The 21,483-nt window shown below is 55.9% G+C and carries 24 protein-coding genes; 12 read left to right on the top strand and 12 right to left on the bottom strand.

All coding sequences use genetic code 11. The features are described from left to right. Positions 1–29 precede the first annotated feature (29 nt). Positions 30–989: a homocysteine S-methyltransferase family protein gene (locus Q1A43_RS13405; RefSeq protein ID WP_299926133.1), complete on the top strand. Its 960-nt coding sequence runs from the start codon at positions 30–32 to the stop codon at positions 987–989. Here Q1A43_RS13405 and Q1A43_RS13400 read toward each other — a convergent pair. From Q1A43_RS13400 to Q1A43_RS13385, 4 genes are all read right to left on the bottom strand, one after another. Next, positions 986–1,990: a hypothetical protein gene (locus Q1A43_RS13400; RefSeq protein WP_299926136.1), complete on the bottom strand. Its 1,005-nt coding sequence runs from the start codon at positions 1,988–1,990 to the stop codon at positions 986–988. The genes Q1A43_RS13405 and Q1A43_RS13400 overlap by 4 nt on opposite strands. Positions 1,991–1,998: 8 nt before the next feature. Beyond that, complete coding sequence (greA, locus tag Q1A43_RS13395; protein WP_299935926.1) at positions 1,999–2,469, bottom strand: transcription elongation factor GreA; 471 nt, start codon at positions 2,467–2,469, stop codon at positions 1,999–2,001. A 146-nt stretch (positions 2,470–2,615) separates the two neighbouring features. Then, entirely contained in the window at positions 2,616–2,795 is a 180-nt protein-coding gene (locus Q1A43_RS13390; RefSeq protein ID WP_299935923.1) for a hypothetical protein, read from the bottom strand. Continuing rightward, the gene (locus Q1A43_RS13385) at positions 2,792–3,556 is read right to left on the bottom strand and encodes a DUF6502 family protein (RefSeq protein WP_299935920.1); all 765 of its coding nucleotides are present in this window, start codon (positions 3,554–3,556) and stop codon (positions 2,792–2,794) included. The genes Q1A43_RS13390 and Q1A43_RS13385 overlap by 4 nt, the downstream gene beginning before the upstream one ends. Positions 3,557–3,636: 80 nt before the next feature. Between Q1A43_RS13385 and Q1A43_RS13380 the strand changes: the two genes are divergently transcribed. From Q1A43_RS13380 to Q1A43_RS13355, 6 genes are all read left to right on the top strand, one after another. Continuing rightward, positions 3,637–4,926: a vWA domain-containing protein gene (locus Q1A43_RS13380; protein WP_299935917.1), complete on the top strand. Its 1,290-nt coding sequence runs from the start codon at positions 3,637–3,639 to the stop codon at positions 4,924–4,926. A 127-nt stretch (positions 4,927–5,053) separates the two neighbouring features. Further along, the gene (locus Q1A43_RS13375; RefSeq protein WP_299935915.1) at positions 5,054–6,031 is read left to right on the top strand and encodes a hypothetical protein; all 978 of its coding nucleotides are present in this window, start codon (positions 5,054–5,056) and stop codon (positions 6,029–6,031) included. A 255-nt stretch (positions 6,032–6,286) separates the two neighbouring features. Continuing rightward, positions 6,287–7,936: an electron transfer flavoprotein-ubiquinone oxidoreductase gene (locus Q1A43_RS13370; RefSeq protein ID WP_299935912.1), complete on the top strand. Its 1,650-nt coding sequence runs from the start codon at positions 6,287–6,289 to the stop codon at positions 7,934–7,936. Positions 7,937–7,997: 61 nt separating this feature from the next. Continuing rightward, complete coding sequence (locus Q1A43_RS13365; protein ID WP_299926157.1) at positions 7,998–8,285, top strand: PilZ domain-containing protein; 288 nt, start codon at positions 7,998–8,000, stop codon at positions 8,283–8,285. Positions 8,286–8,401: 116 nt separating this feature from the next. Next, positions 8,402–10,117: a tetratricopeptide repeat protein gene (locus Q1A43_RS13360; protein WP_366944266.1), complete on the top strand. Its 1,716-nt coding sequence runs from the start codon at positions 8,402–8,404 to the stop codon at positions 10,115–10,117. Then, positions 10,107–10,913, top strand: a complete 807-nt coding sequence (locus tag Q1A43_RS13355; RefSeq protein WP_299935910.1) for a 4-(cytidine 5'-diphospho)-2-C-methyl-D-erythritol kinase — start codon at positions 10,107–10,109, stop codon at positions 10,911–10,913. The genes Q1A43_RS13360 and Q1A43_RS13355 overlap by 11 nt, the downstream gene beginning before the upstream one ends. Before the next feature lie 3 nt (positions 10,914–10,916). Here Q1A43_RS13355 and Q1A43_RS13350 read toward each other — a convergent pair whose 3' ends face one another. Continuing rightward, positions 10,917–11,915, bottom strand: a complete 999-nt coding sequence (locus tag Q1A43_RS13350; protein WP_299935907.1) for a polyprenyl synthetase family protein — start codon at positions 11,913–11,915, stop codon at positions 10,917–10,919. Between the two features lie 54 nt (positions 11,916–11,969). On the opposite strand from Q1A43_RS13350, the gene Q1A43_RS13345 reads away from it, so the two are divergent. The 3 genes from Q1A43_RS13345 (at position 11,970) to Q1A43_RS13335 (ending at position 13,239) form a co-directional block, all read left to right on the top strand. Further along, positions 11,970–12,185 (top strand): DUF2007 domain-containing protein, encoded by a 216-nt coding sequence (locus Q1A43_RS13345; protein WP_299935903.1) that lies wholly within the window; start codon positions 11,970–11,972, stop codon positions 12,183–12,185. Next, positions 12,175–12,948, top strand: coding sequence for a methyltransferase (locus Q1A43_RS13340; RefSeq protein WP_299935900.1), 774 nt, complete (start codon positions 12,175–12,177; stop codon positions 12,946–12,948). The genes Q1A43_RS13345 and Q1A43_RS13340 overlap by 11 nt, the downstream gene beginning before the upstream one ends. Positions 12,949–13,065: 117 nt before the next feature. Beyond that, positions 13,066–13,239, top strand: a complete 174-nt coding sequence (locus tag Q1A43_RS13335; protein WP_299926172.1) for a DUF465 domain-containing protein — start codon at positions 13,066–13,068, stop codon at positions 13,237–13,239. 26 nt (positions 13,240–13,265) lie between these two features. Here Q1A43_RS13335 and gcvA read toward each other — a convergent pair whose 3' ends face one another. Next, a complete protein-coding gene (gene gcvA, locus Q1A43_RS13330) occupies positions 13,266–14,207 on the bottom strand; it encodes a transcriptional regulator GcvA (protein ID WP_299935897.1) in 942 nt (313 codons plus the stop codon). Positions 14,208–14,317: 110 nt separating this feature from the next. Between gcvA and Q1A43_RS13325 the strand changes: the two genes are divergently transcribed. Then, entirely contained in the window at positions 14,318–14,473 is a 156-nt protein-coding gene (locus tag Q1A43_RS13325) for a hypothetical protein (protein WP_299926178.1), read from the top strand. A gap of 83 nt (positions 14,474–14,556) precedes the next feature. Here the strand turns inward: Q1A43_RS13325 and phbB are convergent, their stop codons facing one another. From phbB to Q1A43_RS13310, 3 genes are all read right to left on the bottom strand, one after another. Next, positions 14,557–15,279: an acetoacetyl-CoA reductase gene (phbB, locus tag Q1A43_RS13320; protein WP_299935895.1), complete on the bottom strand. Its 723-nt coding sequence runs from the start codon at positions 15,277–15,279 to the stop codon at positions 14,557–14,559. Between the two features lie 153 nt (positions 15,280–15,432). Then, a complete protein-coding gene (locus Q1A43_RS13315) occupies positions 15,433–16,608 on the bottom strand; it encodes an acetyl-CoA C-acetyltransferase (RefSeq protein ID WP_299935892.1) in 1,176 nt (391 codons plus the stop codon). Positions 16,609–16,754: 146 nt separating this feature from the next. Beyond that, a complete protein-coding gene (locus Q1A43_RS13310) occupies positions 16,755–17,501 on the bottom strand; it encodes an EAL domain-containing protein (protein WP_299936040.1) in 747 nt (248 codons plus the stop codon). Between the two features lie 315 nt (positions 17,502–17,816). On the opposite strand from Q1A43_RS13310, the gene rpsD reads away from it, so the two are divergent. Beyond that, the gene (rpsD, locus tag Q1A43_RS13305) at positions 17,817–18,437 is read left to right on the top strand and encodes a 30S ribosomal protein S4 (RefSeq protein ID WP_299926187.1); all 621 of its coding nucleotides are present in this window, start codon (positions 17,817–17,819) and stop codon (positions 18,435–18,437) included. Between the two features lie 126 nt (positions 18,438–18,563). On the opposite strand, the gene Q1A43_RS13300 is transcribed toward rpsD, so the two are convergent. The 3 genes from Q1A43_RS13300 to Q1A43_RS13290 all read right to left on the bottom strand — a co-directional run bounded on the left by Q1A43_RS13300 (position 18,564) and on the right by Q1A43_RS13290 (position 21,451). Further along, positions 18,564–18,779, bottom strand: coding sequence for a DUF1127 domain-containing protein (locus tag Q1A43_RS13300; RefSeq protein ID WP_299935891.1), 216 nt, complete (start codon positions 18,777–18,779; stop codon positions 18,564–18,566). A 447-nt stretch (positions 18,780–19,226) separates the two neighbouring features. Beyond that, positions 19,227–20,429 carry a crosslink repair DNA glycosylase YcaQ family protein gene (locus tag Q1A43_RS13295; RefSeq protein ID WP_299935888.1) on the bottom strand — a complete coding sequence of 401 codons (1,203 nt, stop codon included), beginning with the start codon at positions 20,427–20,429 and terminating at the stop codon, positions 19,227–19,229. Next, positions 20,426–21,451 (bottom strand): LacI family DNA-binding transcriptional regulator, encoded by a 1,026-nt coding sequence (locus Q1A43_RS13290; protein ID WP_299926195.1) that lies wholly within the window; start codon positions 21,449–21,451, stop codon positions 20,426–20,428. The genes Q1A43_RS13295 and Q1A43_RS13290 overlap by 4 nt, the downstream gene beginning before the upstream one ends. Positions 21,452–21,483: the final 32 nt, after the last annotated feature.

Here is a 21,483-nt window from a genome sequence, read left to right as displayed (position 1 = left end):
CAAGCGACCCTTTTGGTGGAGTGTAACTCGTGACCCATGTTCTCTTGTCGCAGACGCGTAGTTTCCTGACCTATACTGGGATTGAAACATATCTCCTGTTTTCCAAAGGAATTGACCTTCCGGGCTTTGCTTGTTTTCCCTTGTTGGAAACGGAGGACGGCAAACGCGTTTTGCGGCAGATTTATAGCCGCCAGTTGTTGATTAGCAGTTCTTTGGGGCTTGGCGCGATACTTGAAGCCCCGACATGGGCGGCGCATCGGGGGCGTGGCGGGCCACTAGGCTATAGCCCGCAGCAATTGCACAGCCTGAACATTGAAGGGGTCGCGTTGATCGAAGAAATTCGCGACGCCTATCTGGTGGAAAACAACAACGATCGTTGGAACGTGCCCTGCTTGCTAAGTGCCAATGTCGGGCCGTTTGGTGATGCCTATGCGCCGGGGAACCAATTATCCGAAGCCGAGGCAGACGAGTTTCACGCCGAGCAAATGGTCGCTTTTAGCCAAACCAATGCGGATTTGGTGACAGCCTACACCCTGACATATCCCGCCGAAGCCACCGGCATTGTGCGTGCCGCGCAGGCTTTGGACATCCCGGTGGTCATCTCTTTTACCGTCGACACGAACGGACACTTGCCAAGTGGGGTTTCGCTTTATGATGCAGTGGCGGAGGTGGATGAGAAGACGGGCAGTTACGCCAGCTACTTTATGGTCAACTGTGCCCATCCTGATCATTTTGGCGATGTGCTTCGAGATCTGCCCTGTCCACGACGGCTCAAAGGGATCGTTGCCAACGCGTCGCGGTGTAGTCATGCCGAGCTAGACAATGCCGAGGTGCTGGATTCTGGTGATCCAAATGAACTGGCGCAACAGTTGTCGGCGTTCAAATTGGCCAATGACAGCATCACCGTGTTGGGTGGATGTTGTGGCACCGATATGAGCCACTTGATCGATATTGGGATGCGGATGCGGTCTATCGACCAGAGCCGTTAGTCGAAGGTCCCGGCAACCCGGCCCAACAACATAAACGCACGCGAAGTTCGGGTGCCGGCAAGCTCTTGGATTTCTGCATCGGTGGCGTGCTGTTCGAACTGGGCGATGTTCTGATCAAAACGACGCAGGAAATGGTGCGCGGCATCGCGGAAAATCGGGTCTTGCTTCATGCGGCCAGCGGTCAGAGCAAGGGAAGAGCGGTCACGCACCCCACCCAGCGCGGCCACTTCGCGACCCCTTTTGCCATGGGCAAAGGCGCGCCAGACTTCGGGCCGGGCCAGATCGGGGCGCAGGTCGTCCATGTAGATGCCGTCTTGGCTCATCAAGGTGAGCACATCCTGAGCGGCCTGAATAAGCTGCGCGGCCTGACGATCTTTGAGAGCGCGGCGCAGGGCGGCGAAACCTTCGGTATCGTCAGCGGTTTCCGGGAAATGCAGCGCGCGGATGAAATCGGCGTTTGAGAGCGGCGGGCGATGGGCCTCGGCCGGGGTGCCAAGCGACAAAACCGGCTGATCTTCTTCGACGGGCGCGTTTGGTTCGGGCGCGACAATCGGGGTTGGATCGGCCTGGCGCATGCCAACAAGCATCGCCAGTGTGGTTTCCTGGTTCTTTTGGGTGCTGGCGATTTCATCAAGGCGTTTGAGAACCGCAGGATGCGGAGCCTCGTTCCGGCCGCTCTGGGCCTGATTGACATAGGCTTGACGTATGGCGTCGATGGCGGCGGCCAAGCGCGCGCTTTCTTCGCGCATCACGCGGGTCGAGCGCACGGTCATGGCGGCAACCCAGATGAGCGCGATTGGCATCATGATCACCATCGCCGTCAGCAAAAAGCCCATGCCCTGAGCTTCATTCGGGCCATCGGTCATGAAATAGCTGCCCGACAACAGCAACCAAAGGATGGTGGCCGCAAGGGCCGCCATTTCAATTGCGGTGATCCCCGACACGGCGGTGCGGTCATAGAGACCGGCAGGGGTGGGGCGAGCTTCTTTGCGATCGGCCATGATATGGGTTACTTGAAGACGACTGTGAGGACTTCGTAAGATTTCACACCGCCGGGGGTGCGCACTTCGACGCTGTCACCTTCTTCTTTGCCGATCAAGCCACGGGCGATGGGCGATTTCACGTTCAACAATCCGGCTTCGATATTGGCCTCGTGTTCGCCAACGATCTGCCACGTTTTTTCTTCGTCGGTGTCTTCGTCAACAAGAGTAACGGTGGCGCCAAATTTGATCGTCCCGGACAAGGTTGTCGGGTCAATCACTTCGGCAAGGCCGATCACGCTCTCAAGCTCTTTGATGCGGCCTTCGATAAAGCCCTGCTTTTCCCGTGCTGAATGATATTCAGCGTTCTCTTTCAGATCGCCAAGCTCGCGGGCTTCGGCGATGGCCTGAATGATTGTGGGGCGCTCAACGGATTTGAGCTGCTTGAGTTCGGTTTCCAATGCGGTGAAACCGGTGCGGGTCATCGGGAACTTGTCCATCTGGTTCTATCCGTTCTTCTTCTTCGTGTAGGGGCGGGCGGTCCCTTGGGCCCGTTCCCGTATCGGTCACAATGTGCGTATGCCCGGTTGCATTGCAACAGGACAAACACAAAGTCCAGCAAAAGGCGGCAAAATCCGGCCTGCGTCTAAAGTTCGGGGCACCCTGTGCCGCCGATTCCGTCACCGCTCGACTCGCATGGATCGACGGTTTCAAGGGCTGTGGCCTCGACCATGGGTTCGGCTAGAGGCTCTGGGGCTTGGTCCATCGGGGCGGAGCAAGCCGCGAGGCTTAGCAAGGCCAAGGTTGCAAGAATTCGACATGTCATGATGGATCAACCTTGGTGGAATAGAGATAGGTCCCGGCGCGGAACCGGTGATTGGCCCCTTTGGGCGCGGCGGCTTTTAGGCGGGCGGCCTGGGCGTTGATTTGGGTCAAAAGCTTGGCCTGTCCGTCTCGAAACGCGATGTCGAGGTCCGTGACTTGATCGGCGGTAAGCCCGGTGTAATGAACGGCGCGCTCAAAATGGGCCGGGGTTGCCCCTTGGACGTTTTCACAGGCCGCCATCAGATGGTCGCCGGTGTTGTCAGACAAATAGGCTAGCTGCTCGTCGCTTCCGCTTAGGGGAACATAGGCGGTGTCGACCAATGTCACATGGTCGTTGACCGCAACCGTCCCCGCGGCACTTAGCGTGTCGAGCATGGTGCGAGGGTGAATGTCTTGGCAGATGTGGCGGGCGAGGGCCTCAAAGGAGGGAGGCGGTCCGGTGCGGGGAAGCGGGATCGGTTGGCCGTCTTTTGAATAGGTCGGATCACTTTGCCATGTGGCCACAAGCCGGCTGAGCGGATTGGCGCGGGCGGGCTTGTGTTCAAAGGCGCGTAGCCGGGCAATATCGCGCCGTTGCAAACCGGTCAGAACCGAAAGACGGCTATCGGTGACTTTGCCAGAGCTTGAATCGCGGCTGGCTTGGTCTTGGGCGGCGCGGACGTAATGGCCCTTGAGCCGTTCGGCCAAATCGGCAAAGGGCACGCCGCGCGCAACCATGAGACGGGCCAAGGCGGCAAGTAGGGAGTCGAACATAGATGACATGATGTGCAAAATGCACATTTTTGTTGCAAGGGGCAAGGAAAATGAATAATGTGCAATTAACACATTTTTGAGGTGCAGATATGACGGGCTCTGAATTTGGTTTAAAACGAACGCGTATTGCGATGACCTTTATCGGGCTTGCGCTGTTGTCTGCCTGTGACATCCCGGATGGCATGGCGGATGTCGACGCGAGCATAGCGGTTGAACCGGCGCTTGAATCGGCGGATGCAATGATGGAGCCGATGGTGGTTCCGGACATGGGGGCACCGCGTCCGGAACGATCGGCACGCCGGGGTGTGGTGACAGCGGGCGACATTGATGATGCGCTTAATCTATCGGCCTTCAAAAAGTATCAGAGCCGCACCGCCAAAGAGCTTGATCTGCCCCGTGCCAACCTGTTGACGCCGATCCAAGTTCAGATGGTTGGGCCAAATGGCAAACCTGCGCCGGGCGTATCTTATAGCCTCCGCGCGTCGGGGGCCTCTGACGCGTTTCACACCGGCTATTCCGGCGTTGATGGCCGGATCACAGTGTTTCCCGCCTCGCTTGGGGCCGGGCGGCAGCACAAAGTTGAACTACGCGCCTTTGATGACGGTCAAGAAGTGACCCGTCAGGTGATCAGTGCCGGCGGTTGGAGCAAAGTCGCCGTACCCAAGGCTAGCGGCTGGCAACCCGACTTCCTTGATCTGGTCTTTGTCTTCGACACCACCGGAAGCATGGGGGATGAACTTGATTGGTTGACCAAGGAGTTTGCCGGGATTGTCCGTCAGGCGCGCCGATCCGCACCCGGTGTTTCCATTCGCTACGGTCTTGTGGCGTATCGCGATCAGGGCGATGTTTATGAGGTGCAAAACTACGGTTTCACCGATCAGCAACGGCAAATGCAAAGCTGGCTCAAGCGGCTCAATGCAGATGGCGGTGGGGATTACCCAGAGGCCGCAGACAAGGCCATGCAAGCGGCGGTGAATTTGGATTGGCGTCGAGGCAAGGGCGAGCGGATCATCTTTCACATCGCTGATGCGCCGCCGCATAAACAAAACGCATTGTCCTATATTCGCGCCGCGCAAATCGCCGCCGGGCAAGACGTGCAAATCTTTGGCCTTGGGGCCAGCGGCGTCGGTGCCGAGAGCGAATACCTAATGCGGCAGGCCTCGGTTTTGTCCGGTGGGCGGTATCTGTTCCTGACCGATGATTCCGGGGTGGGGAATAGCCATGCCGAGCCAAACATAGCCTGTTATCGGGTGACGAAGCTCAAGGATTTGCTGGTCCGGGTGTTGCAATCGGAACTGAGTGGAACCCGGCGTGAGGCCACCCCATCGGCGGTGATCCGAGAGGTTGGGAACTATAAGAGTGGCGTTTGTGCACAATAGACCCTGTCATTCCTGACATTTGACTTGTTCTGGGGCTGTCTTACGCTGGTTGGCATTATTTCCAAAAGTGAGAATTGCCATGACGTGTTTCAAACCTGCCCTAGCGGGCCTCATACTAGTCGCCGGAATGTCCCATGCTCAGGGGATTGAGGGGCTAAGCGTGTCACCCGACGGTCAAACCGTGGTGCTGAGCGGTCTCAATCGTGTGGTTTATACGGTGGGGGCCGAAAGCCTAGAGGTGACGGACCGTCGCTACATCCCCGAAATGGTCCGCCAGATCATCCATAGCGACGATGGCGCGATGATCTTTATGCGCGACGACGAAGAAAACCTCATTGCTTATGGGGCGGATATGACCCGCATCTGGAGCGTCGAGGGGGCGGATGAAGTGGTTTATGACGCCGAAAATGGCGTGCTGGCCGTACTGGACGAACATTGGAAAGATGACGCGCTGCGTTTGATAGATGCCGCCGATGGCAGCCAAAAGGCGCGCGTTGCCCTGGGCAAGATCAAGTCCGACATGTTGGCGCTTGGCCCGGATGGAAAATCAGCGCTGATTCTGACGCAAAGCTCCAAAAGTGACAGCGAAAGCAAGTTGGATGAACCGGCTGACATGACCAAGCTGCAAAAGGCGGAGTTCAAGCAGAAGACCGACGGCTACGTGTCGTCTGTGATCACGGTGGATTTTGATCTGGGTGAGTTTACGACAACCCAAAGCCATTACCGCGTGTCCTACCCACATCAGGTGCGGATGCTTGATGACAAGATGATGATCCTGCGATCGAACGTCGACAGCGCCTTGGTTGGGGCCGATGGCTCGGCCACGTTGATTGATCTGGGTGAGGATTATTTCAACGCCGCGATGATTGATGATGCGGGCAAGACATTTGTTCTAACCAATGGCGTTGATCTACGCTTTGTCCCGGTTGATGGCGGCGCGGCGCAAGGGTTGCTCACCGCGCAACGATTGCCCGGCGGTCCGGCGGAGTGGGTGACGGCGACGGCTGAGGGCAAAGATGGGACGCTCTACTTTGGCACCAATGCCTATCGCTTGTTCAAAGTGGCCCCGGATCGCGGATCGGTGCAGGCGGTTGCCGTCTACTAACTGAACGGGTCGCTTTTCGCCGTCATTTCATTGCCGCAGTGCGCGAATCCCCTGCCGGTGATCACCCCCGGATTCCGAATCACGCACGGTCTCAAGTTCGACGGCCGGGCAAGGAAATTACGTAAAAAACCGGTATATCGCTAACATTCTGTCGTATTCCTTTAAACCGACGCCGTGTTCCGATTGACCAATGCTGCGCTGCCGCGCTACCTCTGCGTCCGAAGAATAATAGCCAATTCCCGGGAGGACACCGGCATGAGCGACGTGCAACGCGAGTCGATGGAATATGATGTTGTGATCGTAGGCGGCGGGCCAGCGGGCCTTTCCGCCGCGATCCGTCTCAAGCAGCTGGACGAAAACCTTGAGGTTGTTCTGCTTGAGAAGGGCTCAGAAGTGGGCGCGCATATCTTGTCTGGTGCCGTGCTTGACCCATCGGGCCTTGATGCGTTGATCCCGGATTGGAAAGAAAAAGGCGCGCCGGTGACCGTGCCGGTCAAAGAAGACAACTTCTATATGATGGGTGAAGCCGGTCAGGTTCGCATCCCGAACTGGCCGATGCCACCTTTGATGAACAACCACGGCAATTACATCGTGTCGATGGCCAACGTCTGCCGCTGGTTGGCCGAACAAGCCGAAGCGCTGGGCGTGGAAATCTTCCCCGGCATGGCCTGTTCCGAGCTGATCTACGGTGAAAACGGCGAAGTGCGCGGTGTTGTCGCCGGTGAATTCGGCAAAGAAGCCGATGGCAGCCAAGGGCCGGGTTATGAGCCGGGTATGGAATTGCTCGGCAAATATGTCTTCCTTGGCGAAGGTGTGCGCGGATCGTTGTCCAAAGAAGTGATCGCCAAATACGACCTGCAGGCCGGAAAAGAGCCGCAGAAATTCGGTATCGGCATGAAAGAGATCTGGGAAATCGACCCGGCCAAGCACAAAGAAGGCACCGTGACCCATACGATGGGTTGGCCTTTGGGAAGCAATGCTGGTGGCGGATCCTTTATCTATCACATTGAAAACAATCAGGTCTATGTCGGTTTCGTGGTTCACCTGAACTACAAAAACCCTCATCTTTACCCTTACATGGAATTCCAACGCTTCAAGCATCACCCGATGATCGAAAAGCTGTTGGAAGGCGGTAAACGCGTGGCCTACGGCGCGCGGGCGATCACCGAGGGTGGTTACCAATCGATGCCAAAAATGGTGGCACCGGGTGTGGCGCTGCTGGGGTGTTCGGTTGGCATGGTCAACGTGCCGCGGATCAAGGGCAACCACAACGCGATGTTGTCTGGCAAAGCGGCGGCTGAAGCGGCCGTGGCGGCGATCAAAGCGGATCGTCAGGGCGATGAGTTGAACGATTACGAGACCGAAGTCCGCGACGGTGCCATTGGTGCGGACCTGAAAAAAGTCCGCAATGTCAAGCCGATGTGGTCCAAGTGGGGCCTGACCGCGTCTTTGGCGATGGGTGGTCTGGACATGTGGACCAACACCATGGGCTTTTCGCTGTTTGGAACCATTGGGCATGGCAAAAACGATGCTGAAAGCACCGGCGCGGCGGCAGCTTATGAGCCGATCGACTATCCGAAACCGGACGGCAAGATCAGCTTTGACCGCCTGACCAACGTGGCGTTTAGCTTTACCAACCACGAGGAAAGCCAGCCGGCGCACCTTAAGTTGACCGACGAAAACGTGCCGATAACTGTCAACTTGCGTCAGTTTGATGAGCCTGCGCAGCGCTATTGCCCTGCGGGTGTCTACGAAGTTGTGAGCGAAGAGGGCAAAGACCCCAAGTTCGTCATCAACTTCCAGAACTGCGTGCATTGCAAAACCTGCGATATCAAAGACCCGAGCCAGAACATTACTTGGACGGTTCCACAGGGCGGCGACGGCCCCAACTATCCAAATATGTAAGCGTTAAGCGCACCTTCATCTTTGACTGCAACACTTCCGAAAGAAGCCATGCGGTTACAAGATGAAGGTACGCGACCCACGTTGGCCCAGTTCATGGGCATTTGAACTTCGCACGCGCGAGGCGGGGTTTCTTGCGCGCGTCACAAATATCAGCGTCTCTGGATTGCGTTTTGACGGGTACGTTGGTGCGCGCCCTGGTCAGATTGTAAAGTTCAAAGTGCTGGGAGATGTGATCACCGGACGGGTCATCCGAATTTCTATGGATGGCGGAGCAGTCGCTTTTCGTAAGAAACTCAGCAACCGCGAGCTTTCAACCATGCGCCAATGTCGCGGTTTTCATGACCTTTAGGATAAATTTCGGTTGGCTTGGTCTGGAATGACAGTCTTGTCAGCGCTGTGCGATTGCGTTGCCGCGGCGTGCGGCATAGGCTTTGGAAAGACCGTGCAGATAAAAAGGGGCGCATAGTGGCATTTTGGGCAAACACATTTCGTGCAGCTGTGATGATGGCGGGGGCGTGCCTTCCGGTGAGCGTCGGGGCCAATGGCATCTCGGGCGATTATCTGGCCGCACGGCAAGCCAGCTTCTTGGGGGATTTCAAATCCGCTGCGCATTACTATGGCCGTGCCATCATGTTCGACCCGGACCGGCCCGAGCTTTTGGAACGCGGTGTGTTGTCGAATTTGGCCTTGGGTGAGGTCGAAACCGCCTCTGGGCTAGCACAACACATGGCCGACCTTGGTTTGAATAGCCAGATTGCGCAAATGGCCACCGTTGCCCGCGATGCCAAAGCCGAGAACTATGGTGCGATTTTGCAGGCGATTTCCGATAAACGCGCGCTCGGTCCGCTTGCCGACGGTCTTGTTCAGGCCTGGGCACAATTGGGCCAAGGCGATATGAGCGCGGCTTTAGTTGGCTTTGAAGAGGTCAAGAAAATCCAAGGTTTGGGCGGCTTTGCCGTTTACCACAAGGCGCTTGCCCTGGCGTCGGTTGGAGATTTCGAAAACGCCGAGGCCCTGTTTGCGACCGATAACGCTGGTGGGCTTGGGCTAACGCGCCGTGGTGTCATGGCCCATGCTGAGATTCTGAGCCAGCTAGAGCGCAACGATGACGCGATTGCCTTGCTTGGCCGCGCCTTTGGACGTGACCTAGACCCTGAGCTAGATGCGATGCGCACGGCGCTTGAGGCCGGTGAGAAGCTTACCTTTACCCATGTGAAGTCGCCGCGCGATGGGATTGCCGAGGTGTTCTATTCGCTTGGTGGGGCTCTATCGAATGAAAACAACGATGAGCTGACGCTGATCTACACTCAGATCGCGGAATTTTTGCGCCCCGATCATGTGGATGCGATTCTGTTGACTGCCGAAGTGTTGGACTCGATGCAGCGCTATGAACTGGCGGTGACCACATATGCCCGTGTGCCCGAAGACGATAGTTCACATCACGCCGCCGAACTTGGCCGGGCGGCTGCGTTGCGCGCGCAGGACAAAACCGACGAGGCGATTGCCGTTTTGCGGGGCCTGACCGAAAGCCATGGTGATTTGCCAATTGTGCATTCAACGCTGGGCGACATGCTGCGCGCCGAAGAGAAGTTTGTTGAGGCCAGCGCGTCTTACACCAAGGCGATTGACCTCTATGAAGAAGTCACAGACCGTCAGTGGTTTTTGTTTTACACCCGTGGGATCGCGAATGAGCGCCAAGACAATTGGGAAGCCGCCGAAGTCGACTTTCGCAAGGCGTTAGAGCTAAACCCAGAACAGCCACAGGTGTTGAATTACCTAGGGTACTCCCTGGTCGAAAAGCAGATGAAGTTGGACGAGGCGTTGGAAATGATCCAACGCGCGGTTTCGAAACAACCGAATGCTGGCTACATCGTCGATTCGCTGGGTTGGGTTCTATATCGCCTTGGCCGCTATGAAGAATCCGTGCCCCATATGGAGCGCGCGGCGGAATTGATGCCGATTGACCCAATTGTGAACGATCATTTGGGTGATGTGTATTGGGCCGTCGGCCGAACCCGCGAGGCGGAGTTTATGTGGAAACGCGCCCTAAGCTTTGCCGATTGGGAAGAGGCCGCCGAAGAGGCAGATGTTGATCGCATCCGTCGCAAGCTCGAAGTTGGTTTGGATCAGGTTCTTTCGGATGAAGGGGCCGAGCCGCTCAAGGTTGCGAATGGCGATTGAGGTCTTTGCCCCGGCCAAGATCAATCTAACGCTGCATGTGACGGGACAACGGGATGACGGCTATCACTTGCTCGATTCGTTGGTGGTGTTTGCAGATTTTGGTGATTTTCTAACCGTCGCGCCGTCAGATGAGATGGAAATGACGGTGTCGGGGCCCTTTGCCAAGGGTGTTCCGACCGACCACCGCAACCTGTGCTGGAAAGCGGCCGAGCTCTTTGGCGCAACCGTGTCGATCCATTTGACCAAGAACTTGCCTCATGCGGCGGGTATCGGCGGTGGATCGTCGGATGCGGCGGCTGTTTTGAACGCTATGACATTGTTGTTTGACCGGCCCTGTATCGGTGACCCTGTATCACTTGGGGCCGATGTGCCGGTATGTCAGGTCGGCAAAGCGGTTCGAATGCAGGGTGTCGGCGAGGTGCTGACACCCCTCGATTGCGAACCACTATTTGCAGTTTTGGTTAATCCAAGGGTCGAAGTCCCGACACCTGTCGTGTTCAAAGGGCTGGCGTGCAAAACCAATCCTAAGATGTCTGCACCCCCAAAAACGGGCACAACAGGTTGGTTGACCGAACAGCGCAATGATCTGGTAGGGCCGGCTATTGCTGCGGCTCCCGTCATCCATGAAGTCTTGCAAGCGCTCTCGCAGTTGGAAGGAGTGCGCTTGGTGCGAATGTCGGGCTCTGGCGCGACCTGTTTTGGCGTGTTTGACAACCGCAGTCACGCAGAGGCTATGGCGCACCAATTGGCAAAGGCGCACCCAGATTGGTGGGTGCGCGACGTGACGCTCAGCTAGGGTTTAGCTTACCCGCGACACGACAAAGTCGTTGAGTTCGATAAGCAGGTCACGCAACTCGCTTTGCGGCAAAACACCCATCGCCTGTTTGGCACGGGCGGCCCAAGCGAGCGCTTCTTGACGCGTGTCTTCGAGGGCGTTGTGCTTGTTCAAAAGGGCAATCGCGTGCTCTAAGTCGCCGTCGCGTTGATCCCCCTTTTCGATGACCCGCTTCCAGAATGCGCGCTCTTCGTCATTGCCTTTGGCAACAGCCTTGATCAGCGGCAAGGTCAGTTTGCGTTCGCGGAAATCATCACCGACGTTCTTGCCGGTGGCATCCGATCCCCAGTAATCCAAAAGGTCGTCAACGATCTGGAAAGCAATGCCGAGGGCGTCGCCATAGTCATAGAGTGCTTTAACCTCGTCGGCCGGACGATCCGCAATCACTCCGCCCACCTCGGTTGCCGCCGAGAAGAGAGCCGCAGTTTTGCCGCGAACAACCTGCAAATAAGTCGCTTCGGTTGTGCCAAGGTCCTGCGCCGCTGTGAGCTGAAGCACTTCGCCCTCAGCAATGGTGGCCGCAGCATTTGACAGAATGCGCAACACATCAAGGTTGCCGGTTTCGGTCATCAACTGGAACGACCGGGCAAAGAGATAGTCGCCGACAAGAACGCTTGATTTGTTGTCCCACAAAAGATTGGCGGTGGGGCGGCCACGGCGCTTGTCACTTTCGTCGACAACGTCATCGTGAAGCAGAGTCGCGGTATGGATAAATTCAACCGTCGCAGCCAAATGCACATGATAGGGGCCGTCGTACCCACACATCCGCGCGGCGGCGAGCGTCAACAACGGACGCAAACGTTTGCCCCCAGCTTCGACCAAATGCGCAGTTACCTCGGGGATCCGCGGCGCATGTTCCGACGCCATGCGGGTCCGGATCAACGCATTTACAGTGCCCATATCATCGTCAAGCAATGCTGCCAGACGCTCATGCGGCTTTAGCGGTGTTTGTTCCACGCTCATCACACTCCCGTGCAAGGGTCGACATTTGCCGCGCCTTGTCCTTACATCCCTGTCATGGAAGAGCTTTTACGAACCACCGACATCACGCTGATCCCGCTGGCGAAAACACTTCTGGACGAGAAGGGTATAGACAGCTTTGAATTGGACGTAAACATGAGCATCTTGGAAGGTAGCATAGGCATTCTGCCGCGCCGCCTTATGGTGCGAACAAGTGAACTCGGCGAAGCGCGTCGGGTTCTACGCGAAAACGGAGTGAATTTTGAAGGTTGAGACCTTTGAAACGGACGAGTTGACCCAAGACGATTTTTTGGGTGGCAAGGTGCAGTTGCGCCAACCTCGGGGCGGGTATCGGGCCGGGGTAGATCCGGTTTTATTGGCCGCAACGGTTGAGGCCGAAGCGGGTCAAACCGTGCTTGAGCTGGGCTGTGGGGCAGCTCCGGCCCTATGTTGCCTAGGTGTGCGCATTCCGGGGCTGTATCTTTATGGGTTGGAATTGCAGCCGGGCTATGCCGAGTTGGGTCAATATAACCTTCATCAAAACGGTCAAAAAGGCACGATCTGGCAAGGCGATGTGTCGTCCCCACCGGCGGACATGAAGGCAATGAACTTTCACCACGTCATCGCGAATCCCCCCTATTTTAAACAAGAGAAACGGATAAGCGCCTGGGATGGCGGGCGCGAAATTGCACTTGCTGGGCAGACGGCATTGGAAACCTGGGTCGAGACCGCGACAAAACGTCTTCGACCTCGCGGATATGTGACCTTCATTCAGCGAGCCGAGCGGCTTCCTGAGTTGATGAGTGCCATGCAGAAACGAGTCGGGTCGTTGGAGCTTTTGCCGCTTTTACCGCGCGTCGGACGGCCACCGCGATTGATTTTGTTACGTGGGCGCAAGGACGGTCGGGCGGATTTTAAATTCCACCCGCCGCAAATCATGCATGTCGGGCCGGTGCATGTGGAGCAAGGCAAGAGCTATACATCGCGCTTTGAAAAGGTGCTGAGCACCGGGGCATCTTTGCCGTTTTCTGACTGATTTCGGGCAAATCTCTGCTGATTGTCATAAATCTGATGCATTACTGTGCAGGTGCGGCGTGACAACCGCTTCTGATTGTGCTGGACTGCAAATGTTACCCATCAAAAGGAGGAAACTATGAGCTTGAGTTCACACCTGCAGGAACTGAAGAAGAAACATCAGTCGCTTTCCGATGCCGTTGAAGAAGCGCAGCGCGCTCCAGGGGTTGATGACCTGCAAATCGTGGACATGAAAAGGCAGAAGCTGAAGATCAAAGAAGAGATCGAACGGCTCAGCGACCCAGTCGCCTAAGCACTTTTCACCTCATGACCTGCTGGTTACAGCAGGTCCTCGATCGGGACTTGTGTCTTTCCAATAGTCCCATCCGGCAGTTTCCCAATCTCGGAGAACAGCCACTCTTCAAAGGCCGCAATCTGCGGCCTTTTTTCATTACCTTCGACACATAAAAACCTGAACCGCGTCGGAACCTTTAATGCAACTTTAAAGGGAGCGACGAGCTGGCCGCTTGCCAAATATCGCGAGGCCAAAGCTGACCGACCAAGAACAACACCATCTCCGGCCAGCGTGGCGTCCAAAGCATGGTCCGGTTGCGAAAACTGCGCGGCCAGTGTTGGGTCGTGCTCGATGCCATTGGCGTGAAACCAATGCCGCCAATTGGCATTGGCGTGCAGCAAGGGCAGAGGGTCGCCATAGATCAGCGGCGCTCTGATCAGGCATTTGGGCGACGTGTAGCGTTCGGCAAGATCGGGACGCATCATTGGCATAACCGCGTCGTTGAGCAGGGTTCGGCTATACAGACCGGTGTCCGGCCCATCGCCATAGCGCACCGCAACATCAATTTCATCGCGGTCGAAATCCATGGTGCGCAGGCTTGCGGCAAAGCGCAGTTCGATCTCGGGATGCGCGCGGGCAAAATCATATAGACGCGGAGCAAGAATTTTGGCGGTAAAGGCCGGACCCGCCGTCACAGACAGCGCGCGGGTGTCCTGAAGGCGACGCGTGGCGCTCCAAGCTGATTCCAAGCGATTGAACGCCTCGCTCGTGCCCGGAGCCAAAGCGCGACCCGCCTCTGTTAACTCAACGGCACGGGTGAGACGGTGGAAAACCGGCTGCCCCAGATGTTCCTCAAGATTTTTGATCTGAAAAGACAGGGCGGCAGGGGTGACGTGCAACTCTTCGGCCGCCTTGGCAAATGACATGTGACGGGCGGCAGCCTCAAAGGCACGAAGGGCGGTTAGTGGCGGGAGACGATCTGGCATAGATTAGTTTTTCTTAAGTGAGAGCGGAAATAGTCTCGTTTGTCGCCTTCGACAGTGGGCGTTAGGTTCAGTGTAGTCAAGAGATGCTAACCCAAACCTAGGAGGTCACTATGATTGAGATTGCTCATAACCGCGAAATGGAACGTGCCATCAAAGTGGCCCATGCTGAACGCAGCGCGGCTTTTGCCGCGATTTGGACAGGTTTGTTTTCGCTGTTCCCCAAATTTTCGCTGAGCCAGAAACCGCAGGCCACGCCCGCCGGTTAAGCTCCGGTCCAGATTGGACCAAAAGAAACGCCCCCGAACCGCAAGGCTCCGGGGGCGTTTTTGTTTTGAACTTTGTCCAGTCGTTAGACGAAGAACTGAGCACCGTTGGCGGAGATGGTCGAGCCATTGATAAAGCCCGCATCGTCGGAGGCCAGGAAGGCAACACAGCGTGCGATTTCTTCTGGCTCACCCAAACGACCGGCCGGGATTTGGCCGATGATCGATTCGCGGACTTTTTCCGGAACCGCCATCACCATTTCGGTGGCGATATAGCCGGGGCAGATGGCGTTGGCGGTGATGCCAGCGCGTGCGCCTTCTTGGGCCAAGGACTTAACGATACCAAGATCGCCGGCTTTGGTCGCGGCATAGTTCACCTGAGCGAACTGACCTTTTTGACCGTTGATCGAGCTGATCACGATGATACGGCCGAACTTACGCTCGCGCATACCGGGCCAGATCGGGTGAACGGTGTTGAAAACACCGGTCAGGTTGGTGTCGATCACTTCGCTCCACTGTTCCGGCGTCATCTTGTGGAACGGTGCGTCACGGGTGATGCCCGCGTTTGCAACGACCACGTCGATAGGACCGAGATCAGCTTCAACCTGAGCAAGACCAGCTTTGGACGCGTCATAATCGGCAACGTTCCACTTGTAGGTTTTGATGCCGGTGGCTGCGGTAAAGGCTGCGGCCTTTTCGTCATTACCGGCATATGTCGCAGCAACGGTGTATCCGTCGGCCTGCAGTTTTTTTGAAATCGCTTCACCGATACCGCGGCTTCCGCCGGTGACGAGTGCAACTCTTGCCATTGTCTTCTCCAAAATGTGACTACCCATTGGGTAAGGTTGTTATTGAATTTCCCCGTCGCGCGCAACAATATTGCGCAACCTTTTTGCCGCAATGCGGCGATTTATAAAAAAAGAGGCGCCCGAAGGCGCCTCATATTTCGGATGACCCGAAACTTATGGGCGCTCCACACACAGTGCGACACCCATGCCGCCACCGATGCAAAGAGTTGCGAGGCCTTTTTTGGCATCACGACGCTTCATTTCGAAGAGCAGGGTGTTGAGAACGCGGCAACCCGAGGCACCGATTGGGTGACCGATCGCAATCGCGCCGCCGTTGACGTTCACGATGGCCGGATCCCAGCCCATGTCTTTGTTCACTGCACAGGCCTGAGCGGCAAAGGCTTCGTTGGCTTCGACAAGGTCCAGATCGCCAACCGACCAACCCGCTTTGTCCAAAGCTTTGCGCGACGCATAGATCGGGCCAACACCCATGATCGATGGGTCAAGACCAGCAGTGGCGTAAGACGCGATGCGGGCCAAAGGCTCGATGCCGCGCTTTTCAGCTTCGTCTGCGCTCATCAACAGAGCACCGGCGGCACCGTCGTTGAGGCCCGATGCGTTTGCAGCGGTGACTGTGCCGTCTTTGATAAAGGCCGGGCGCAGTTTTTGCATGGCTGCCATTGTCGCGCCGTGACGAATGTATTCGTCCTTGTCGACAATGATGTCGCCCTTGCGGTTTTTGACGGTGAAGGGGATCACTTCGTCGTCAAATTTCCCTGCTTTCTGAGCGGCTTCAGCTTTGTTTTGCGACGCAACGGCGAATTCGTCCTGCATCTCGCGGGAGATGTCCCACTTGGCAGCAACGTTTTCGGCAGTTTGACCCATGTGATAGCCGTTGAAGGCATCCCAAAGACCATCGCGAATCATTGTGTCGATGTATTTCATGTCGCCCATTTTCGTCCCGGCGCGCAGATGTGCGGCGTGAGTCGAGAGTGACATGTTTTCTTGGCCACCGGCGCAGACGATGGAAGCATCACCAAGCATGATGTGCTGAGCACCAAGTGCAACGGCGCGCAGGCCCGATCCGCAGACCTGGTTGATGCCCCAAGCGGAACCTTCCTGAGGAAGGCCGGCATTGATATGGGCCTGACGTGCTGGGTTTTGACCCTGAGCTGCGGTCAAAACCTGACCAAGAATGGTCTCGGACACTTCACCTTTTTCGATGCCCGCGCGTTCTACCAGTGCTTCGAGCACGGCAGAACCAAGATCATGTGCAGGGGTGTTTGCAAAAGAACCGCTGAAGCTGCCCACGGCTGTCCGTGCTGCAGATGCGATAACGACATTGGTCATATGAATTCCTCCGGCCAAGCGTACCAAGCATGCATAGCGCGATTCTGCGTTGTGCAAAACCGAGCATTGCTCGCCTGTCAGGTGAGAGGAATAGATCAAGCCGCAGTGCAGCAAAAGAGACAGTGTGTCTCAGGCTTGCCCTAAAGTCATGCGGTGCGCTTGTTTTCTGTGTCTCGCCAAGGGGGGCTAACCGTTGGAGCAGCGAAATAAAAGCCTTGCAAACAGGTGACGCCTAGGTCGACCAGACATTGAGCATCAGCAAGGTTTTCAACATATTCAGCGACCGTAAACATATCAAATTGCTCAGCAATTGAGACCATAGCGGCCACTAAAACTTGGTTGTCCGCATCCTTTGCAATGCCGACTGCAAACTCGCCGTCAATTTTAAGGATGTCGAAGTCGAATTCCTTGAAATGGCGCAGAGCTGTGTAGCCCGAACCAAAGTCGTCGATGGCAAAAGATATCCCTTTGCCGCGCAATTCGGTCATGAAGTTCACGACTAGTTCCGGCACGAGCATCGCCGAATGCTCGGTTATCTCAAGAATCAGGCGCTCCGCGACTGTTGGGTCCTGAGACAGACCCTTGTTCAATGTGCGCATCCATTTCTTGTAGCCAATGGAGCGCGCGGACATGTTGATCGACAAGCGTAGATCGGGAACACGGCTTAGCTCTGCTATGCCTTTTTCTAAGGCAATGCAGTCGAGCAAACGGCCGTATTCCGTTTCTTCGACGGTATTGATGAATTCACCGGCCGGTATGACGCGGCCCGTTTCATCAAGAACGCGGATAAGCCCCTCGTGAAAAGCGACTCGATCCATAGCTTGAGAGTGGACTACAGGCTGGAAGGCAAGCATCACTTGGCGATGCTTGATCGCCCGCTTTACCATATCCATTATGCCTGCATCCCGTGAGTTTAAGGCGTGTTCGAGCGCATTGCGCGCCCCGCCTGGGATGTTCGTGTGGTCGCGTGCCAATTCCGCCTCCGTATCGAACCTGCCACATTTGTGACGCGAAGGGTTTAAGCGATGCTTAAAGTTCGCGTTTGGTTCGAATTGTAATGATCTTCGATTGCTGTTGACTCCGTCTCAGTCTGCCGTATAAGCGCGCGTTCATTGGTGTTGGTGGCCCTCGCAAGAGGATCCCTGTCATTTCGGCAAAATCCGGAAAGAGGACAACGCCCTTCAAAACCCAACTGAAGGATATCAGCTGTGACAAAACGCACATCTGCCAAGTACAAAATTGACCGTCGCATGGGCGAAAACATCTGGGGTCGTCCTAAGTCGCCAGTAAACCGCCGTGATTATGGCCCAGGCCAGCACGGTCAGCGCCGCAAGGGCAAAATGTCCGACTTCGGTCTGCAGCTTCGTGCCAAGCAGAAGCTGAAAGGCTATTACGGCGATCTGACCGAAAAGCAATTCCGCCGCATCTATGGCGAAGCCGAGCGTGTTAAAGGCGATACCGGTGAAAACCTGATCGGTCTGCTCGAGCGTCGTTTGGACGCCGTTGTTTACCGCGCCAAGTTCGTTGCCACCGTGTTCGCTGCACGTCAGTTTGTGAACCACGGCCACGTTCTGGTGAACGGCAAGCGCGTGAACATTCCGTCGTACCGCGTTAAAGAAGGTGACGTTGTAGAAGTTCGCGAAAAGTCGCGCCAGATGGTTGCGCTGATCGAAGCGACACAGCTTCCAGAGCGTGACGTTCCTGACTACATCGAAGCCGATCACTCCAAAATGACCGCGACATTCGTTCGCGCACCTGGTCTGGCCGATGTGCCTTACCCTGTTGTTATGGAACCAAACCTGGTTATCGAATATTACGCCCAGAACTAAGCGTAAACTATCGAGATTTAGAAAAGGCCGCCCTGATTGGGGCGGCCTTTTTCGTTTGGGTGTCACGTTGCACAAGAAAAAACGCGCCGGAAAGGCGCGTTTTAAGAAGCAGTGATTTTGCTCGAATTAGATGTAAAGAACATCGCGGTATACGTGGCGCACGATGTCTTCGCGGCGAATACCTTTTGCAGCCAGTTCTTCATCGGAAAGCTGTTGGAGCTTTTCCACCGCAGTAAAGCGTGTGTTGGATTCGGCGATGCGAACCAGAGCGGAAAAAAGGTTGCCAAAGAAACCTGCAAGCGGATTGCTCTTGGTCGGGAGTGGAGTTGACAGATATGCCATGGTCTTGACCTCGAAACTGTTAGCGTATGACTTGATACAATACTTATGCTGCGTTGCAGCGTAGAGCTAGGGGCGCGAACACATATCCGGTGTCACGGAAATGCATGGCTATGACGGCTGCTCTCGACAAAGAAAAGGGCGGCTCATTGCCGCCCTGATTTAAAATGACTCGTTAAAAAAGATCAAAAATCCATTCCAAAGCTAAATGACGTCGCCTCGGCTGCGGTCACACTCACAGGGAACATTATAGCGCAAAATCGATTGGTGTCGCAAATTTCTGACGCCTTGTAGCGCCAAAGTTGTGCCGAAATCAAAAAACGGGCGGCTTGATCGGCTTAGGTGATCGTTTTTTGGGCAACTTACAAGCGCTGGACCAAGGTGCGTGTTGTGGAAATGAGGGGGCATCGGCCAACTGATTCTTGCTGCTCCGTCTTTCGGTGGCTCGGATTATTTTGGATCGCGGAGCCAATTATCCGCAAAAACAACGTTGGATGTGCCTGCAAATTTGGCCATCCTATGCAACTCCGCTTCAAGTCTATGCTGCCGCCCGCGCCCCCAAGAGATTGAGCGCTCTGGCCAAAGGGCCGTCACTTTTATCGCATCCAGTGATCGGTCAGCTGAGGCATCGATCCGACCAACGAGCTTGTCTTGTTCAAGAAGAGGGAAGACATAGTAGCCATACTGGCGCTTGGCGGCGGGCGTGAAGATTTCGATCCGGTAGTGAAAACCAAACAGCCGTTCGGCCCGTTTTCTGTCACGCAATGCCGGGTCAAATGGGCTGAGAATGCGTAGGCGGTTTGGCGGTTGTGGCGCGCGATCTAATTGGGTGAGAATATCGGGGCGGGCAAAATGCTTGCGCAGGCTACCGTCGTTTTGGGTCACCTCGATCTGGTTAATCTCACCATTGTCCAATGCTTTGTCACACCATTTGCGGGCTTCTGCTGCGGAAATGGTGGCCCAGAACGCCGCCAATTCGCCGCTGGTGGCAAAGCCGAGACGGTCAAGAGCGGCGTTGCATAACCAATCAACGCTGTCGTTTTCGGTGGGTAGGTTTTGCAGGTGTGTTTCGGGAATGACCCTGTTGGTCAGATCGAAAATCTTGCGAAACTGTTCGCGTCGCGATACCGCCAACTGGCCGGTTTGCCACAGAAATTCCAAGGCGGTTTTAGAGGGGTGCCAGTCCCACCATCCGCCCGACCCACGGGCTTCTCCATCTCCGACGTCCCCAGACCCACATCCGCCTTGGGCGGCTATCTGATCCAAAACACCCTGTATCTTTTCCTCAAACCCGCCGCGACGCCACACACTCCACCGCTTGCGAAGTAGGGCGTCATTTCTGGAAAAGCGCAGGTGCCAATGGGGGTAGAACTCGGTTGGGATCACCGAGGCATCGTGGGTCCAATGCTCAAAAAGACTGCGATCCTTTTCTAAAAGGGCGTCAAGGTTCTTGGGCCGATAGGCGGGACGCCGAGAAAACAGGATCATATGATGGGCGCGCTCGACTGTGCGAACGCTATCGACCTGAACAAACCCAAGTCGGGTGATCAGATCGAGAAGATCGGCCCCTTTTCCGGGGCCGGTCGGGGCCTCGCCCAAGGCGTGTTTGTCTAGGAACAACCGCCGGGCGTCAGAATTGGAAAGTGTGATCACCGGCGCTTGAGCGTATCACCATAGGCAATGGTTGGTGTCAGTTCGATTATCTTGTCGAGCTCCGCTTCGGGGTTTTCTACGCGAGAGGCAATGATCTGAGCGGCGCGTGTACCGATTTCAGTCCGGCAGGCATCCATTGTGGCCAATTGCATCGGAAGACCTTGAAGAAGTTCAACGCCATTGAAACCCGCGAGGCCAACTTGACCGGGAATGTCGATGCCTTTGTCCAACATATGCAACAAACCACCCGCAGCGATCATGTCGTTGGAATAATAGAGAAAATCGATTTCCGGGTCGCGGGCAAGCATGGCTTCGGTCATCTCGCGACCTTTGGCCAAGGCGGAGCCACCCGAATAAAATTCTTGATCGACAACCTCGACGCCCTCTTTGGCAAGGGCTTCGGTAAAGCCCTCGAACCGTTTGCGCGCGCGGTGATCAAGCGGCATTTTGGTGCCCATAAACCCGATCCGCTCATAGCCTTGTTTCACGATTGCCTTGGCCATTTCACGACCGGCGCGGCGGTGCGAAATGCCGACCGCGCTATCAATAGCGGTGCCGTCCGTATCCATGATTTCGACAACTGGAATACCGCTTGCCTTGAGCATTGCGCGCGAGGCGTCGGTGTGTTCAAGCCCGGCGATGATGACACCGGAGGGGCGCCAAGACAGCATTTCATACAAAACCCGTTCTTCTTTTTCGGGCATGTAATCGGTGACGCCGACAACAGGTTGAAGTTCGGTTTCTTCTAAAACGCTGGAAATCCCCGACATGACCTCGGGGAAAACCATGTTGCGCAGGCTTGGGATGATTACCGCCACCAGATTAACCCGCTGGCTTGCAAGGGCTCCGGCGATTTTGTTAGGCACATAACCAAGCGCCTTTGCGGCCTCTAGAACCTTTTCGCGAGTTGCCTGGCTGACATCGCCGCGATTGCGTAACACCCGACTGACCGTCATTTCAGAAACCCCCGACGCTTCTGAAACATCACGAAGGGTCAACGGGCGATTGGCATCATTGGTCACAGGCGAAATCCTTTTGGTTTGGGAAAACGTTA

The organism is uncultured Pelagimonas sp., assembly GCF_947498515.1.
Classification (GTDB): Bacteria; Pseudomonadota; Alphaproteobacteria; order Rhodobacterales; family Rhodobacteraceae; genus Pelagimonas.
The sequence above is the reverse complement of the archived record's forward strand: the minus strand, read 5'-3'. Positions and strand labels throughout refer to the sequence as shown.